Source organism: Phaeovulum sp., from assembly GCF_041596715.1.
GTDB lineage: Bacteria > Pseudomonadota > Alphaproteobacteria > Rhodobacterales > Rhodobacteraceae > UBA6213.
Map to the genome: position 1 here is coordinate 1 of NZ_JBFHIA010000278.1, position 3,570 is coordinate 3,570.

A 3,570-nucleotide genomic window follows, 5' to 3' on the forward strand; every position below is an offset into this window, starting at 1 on the left:
ACACCGGCGCGGTTCTGCGTGCAGCGGCCGCCGCCGTGCAGGCGCTGCGCAGACTTCGCGCGGCCTGCCCAAAATCACAGGCCGATGCGCTGCTGCACCGTCTGGCGCGCAAAGAGGCCGAACTTGCGCGCGTCATCTACCTCGCCTCGGGGCTGCGCGCCGAAGGGCGGTTGGCGCAAGACTTCGCGCACCCCGGCGAGACGGTTGGGGCAAGCTTGGCGCTTTACGTGCCGAACGGCCCGGTCAAGGCCGCGTTGCGCTGGCTTGCGCCGCAAGGCTGGCGCATCAGCGACACCGCCATCACCCTGCCCGCCGACGCGGCCGAGGCCGACCCCTACCCCACCGTGCACCACCCCTATCAACCGAACGGCCCGGTTGCGCTTTCGCTGACCATGCATCTGGCGGGGCAAGAGATTTCGCTTGCCCTTCCGGCCGAGCGCGCGCTTTCGGTGCTGCCGCGCCATGAGGCGCGGATCGAGCCGCAAGCGCATGTGCTAAACCGCCTTGCCCCGCGCTCGCTGCCGCTGCGCCTGACCGATGGCGCACAGCTTTCGCTACCCACCGGCTGGCGGCTTGAGGCGGGCGAAGGCCGCGCCGCCCTGCACGCCCCGGCTGATGTGGCCGAGGGTCTTATAACCGCCGAGGTCAGCGTTGAGGGCCACCCCGCCCGCACCGTTACCCGTATCGAAAAGCCGCACACCGGCCCCTTGGTCTATGCTGCCCCCGCCACGCTGCGCCTCTGCGTGACCGATGTCGCGGTGCCTGCGGCGCGTGTGGGCTATATCGGCGGTGGCCACGACCGGGTCGATTACTGGCTGCGCGCCATCGGGGCCGTGGTGGAAACGCTGGACGATGCAGATCTTGGCGCTGAACGGCTGGCAAAGCTCGACACGCTGGTAGTTGGCATCTTCGCCGTCAAAGCGCGCCCGGCGCTGGCCGCGGCGATGCCGCAGATTCACGCATGGGTGCGCGCCGGGGGCAACCTTGTCACGCTTTACCACCGCCCTTGGGATAACTGGAACCCCGACGCCACCCCGCCCGCGCGTCTGGAAATCGGCCAGCCCTCGTTGCGTTTCCGCGTCACCGACGAGACCGCCGCGGTGCGCCATCTGATCCCCGACCATCCGCTGCTGACCGGCCCCAACCCGATCGGGCCTGCGGACTGGCAGGGCTGGGTCAAGGAACGTGGGCTTTATTTCGCCAAAAGCTGGGATCCGGCCTATGAAGCGCTTCTGGAAATGGCCGACCCTGAAGAGGCACCGCACCGTGGGGCGCTTTTGTCTGCCCGCATCGGTGCCGGCCGGCACAGCCATTGCGCGCTGATCCTGCATTTGCAGATGGAGGGGCTGGTGCCCGGTGGCTTCCGCCTGATGGCAAACCTCATCGCCCCTGCATCATGAGCGCATCCCCTGCCGAACCTGACGGTGCCGCCCAGCGGAACAATTTTCGCGGCGGCGCCTGGCTATTGGCAGACATGGCGCTGAACATCTGGGCGCTGGCGATCGTCAAGTCGATGGGGGTCGATCTGCCCTCGGTGCAACTGGTCTTTGTGCGCGCACTGACGGGTCTTGTGCTGCTGGCACCGATCCTGTGGCAAAGCCGGGTGCCGCTCAAGGCGCATCAGCCGGGGCTGCACAGCTTGCGCATCGTGCTCAGCACGCTGACGCTGACCACCAGCTTTTACGCGGTCTCGCACCTGCCGATGGCGCTGTTTACCGCGATCAACTTTACCCGGCCGCTGCTGCTGATGGGCATGGCCGCGGTGCTGCTGCACGAGGCGATCCGCCCGCGTCAGTGGGTTGCTGGGGCCGTGGGTCTGCTGGGGGTGCTGATCGCGGTGCAGCCCGGCCAGCTTGCCGCCAACGCAGGGCTTCTGGCGCTGATCGCCACGGTCATCACCGGCACCGCCGCGGTGATCGTAACCCGGCAGATGCGCGCCGAAGCGCCGCTGGTGATGATGCTCAGCTATACCGGCGGGCTGGCACTGCTCAGCGCGGGGCCCGCGATCTGGTATTGGCAACCGGTGGGCGACAAGCTGCTGCCACTGCTTTTGATCGGCGTCTTCGCGCAATCGGCGCAGTTCTGCTTTTTGCGCGCGCAATTCTGGGGCGATACCGGGGTTCTGGCGCCGCTTGGCTATAGCTCGCTCGTGCTTTCCGCGGGGGTGGGGTATTTCGTTTTTGGCGAAACCCCGACCGTGGCGCTGGCGATGGGCGCAGCACTCATCATCGCCGCCGCACTTTTTGCCAGCCGGGGCGCAAGACCTGCGAAACTTTGACACCTTTGCCCCCTTCCCCCTGCGCCTAGCTCATGCCAGAACGGCGGCATGACACAGGATTTTCTCATCATAGGCGGCGGCATCGCCGGGGTATCGGCGGCGGCGCGACTGTCGCATCTGGGCAGCGTCACGCTGATCGAGGCAGAGACGCATCTGGCCCACCACGCATCCGGCCGCTCGGCCGCATTGTTCGAGCCGCGCTATGGCGCGGCCCCCGTGGTGGCGCTGTCTTACGCATCTGAAGAACATCACCGCCACGCGAATGGCGGCGTGCTTAGCCCGCGCGGCATGATGGTGGTGGCCAAGGCAAGCGACGAAGCAGCCTTTCGCCATGACGTGGCGTCGATGCATCTGAACCCGATCAGCCCCGCCGAGGCTGTGGCACAAGTTCCGGTGCTAAACCCCGATGTGCTTGCCTTTGCAGCGCATGCCGACCACGCTTGGGATATCGATACCGATCTATTGTTGCAGAACTTCGCCCGCGAGGCCCGCAGCAACGGCGCGCAAATCCTGACCGGCACCCGTGCCGAGGCGATCACGCGCACCGCCCAAGGCTGGGTGGCGGCCACACCCAAGGGCCCAATCGAGGCGCGGATGCTGGTCAACGCCGCCGGTGCGTGGGTGGACGAGGTCGCGGCGATGGCGGGGGTGGCAACACTCGGCTTCACGCCTTTCCGCCGCTCGATGGCGCGTATCCCCGCGCCGGGCGGCCACGACGTTTCTGGCTGGCCGATGATCTTCAGTGCGGGCGAAAGCTGGTATGCCAAACCCGACGCAGGCGCGCTGATCGTCAGCCCCGCCGACGAACACCCGATGACGCCGCATGACGCATGGGCCGATGACATGGTGCTTGCCGAGGGGCTCGCGCGCTACGAAGAGATGGTGCGCGAACCCGTAACCCGGCTGCTGGCAAGTTGGGCGGGCCTGCGCACCTTCGCCCCCGACCGGGTGCTGGTGATCGGCCCCGATCCACGCGATCCGGCATTTTTCTGGCTAGCGGGCCAAGGCGGCTATGGCTTTCAGACCTCGCCCGCCGCCAGTGCCCTTGCCGCCGATCTGATCGCGGGCCGCCAGCCACAAATTGACGCAGCGACGGTTGCAGCCCTTGCGCCGGGGCGTCTTGCATAAATATTCAAACACCTGCATATCTGTCGCGATTCACGCGACACCTGACAGGAGATCTAAATGCAATATCAAGGCGAACTCGACGCGCTTCGCGCGGAATTGCGCGTGCTCTACAAGCTGATCCCCGAACCGACCAAGGGCTTTGCCGCGCTGTCGAAGGGCGTCAA

The 3,570-nt window shown here is 66.8% G+C and carries 2 protein-coding genes and 1 pseudogene; all 3 read left to right on the forward strand.

Features of this window, described 5'->3' with window-relative positions:
- A pseudogene (locus ABY403_RS14540) lies at positions 1–1,400 on the forward strand (PIG-L family deacetylase); the annotation flags it as partial.
- Positions 1,397–2,278 carry a DMT family transporter gene (locus tag ABY403_RS14545; RefSeq protein ID WP_372841540.1) on the forward strand — a complete coding sequence of 294 codons (882 nt, stop codon included), beginning with the start codon at positions 1,397–1,399 and terminating at the stop codon, positions 2,276–2,278. The pseudogene ABY403_RS14540 and the gene ABY403_RS14545, both read left to right, overlap by 4 nt.
- 48 nt (positions 2,279–2,326) lie before the next feature.
- Positions 2,327–3,406, forward strand: coding sequence for an NAD(P)/FAD-dependent oxidoreductase (locus tag ABY403_RS14550; RefSeq protein ID WP_372841541.1), 1,080 nt, complete (start codon positions 2,327–2,329; stop codon positions 3,404–3,406).
- Positions 3,407–3,570: the final 164 nt, after the last annotated feature.